1 pseudogene is annotated in these 500 nt (G+C 49.0%); it reads right to left on the bottom strand.

The features are described from left to right. Positions 1 to 500 (bottom strand): annotated as a pseudogene (locus ACTHUR_RS18930) (50S ribosomal protein L3 N(5)-glutamine methyltransferase); the annotation flags it as partial.

Below are 500 nucleotides of genomic sequence, written 5' to 3'. Positions count from 1 at the left end.
CTTCCAGCGCATCCAAGCTCAAATCAACGGCATCGATTTGTGCGTCGGGATAATGATGCGCCATTTGAATGGCCAAACAGCCGCTACCGGTACACAAATCCAAAGCTCGATGCACCAATTCATCGTGTTCAATCCAAGGACGGATACCGTCACCAAGCAATTCGTAAATGAAAGAACGAGGCACGATAACGCGCTCATCGACATAAAAATCAAACTCGCCCTGCCATGCTTGATGTGTCAGATACGCGGCAGGAATATGCTCCACTGCGCGGCGTTCGAGAATGGACAATACCTCTTCCTTCTCGCTTTGCAACAATTTAGCACCCAAATAAGGCTCCAACGTATCCAAAGGCAGGTTCAAAGTGTGCAAAATCAGATAGGCTGCCTCGTCATGGGCATTATCACTTCCGTGTCCGAAAAACAGTCCGGCATCATTAAAACGGCTGACGGCGAAACGCAATAAATCGCGAACAGTGGTCAGCTCTTGAGCAGCTTGGTTG

Source organism: Neisseria sp. P0021.S007, assembly GCF_051956855.1.
This window is presented reverse-complemented; position numbering and strand designations above follow the sequence as displayed.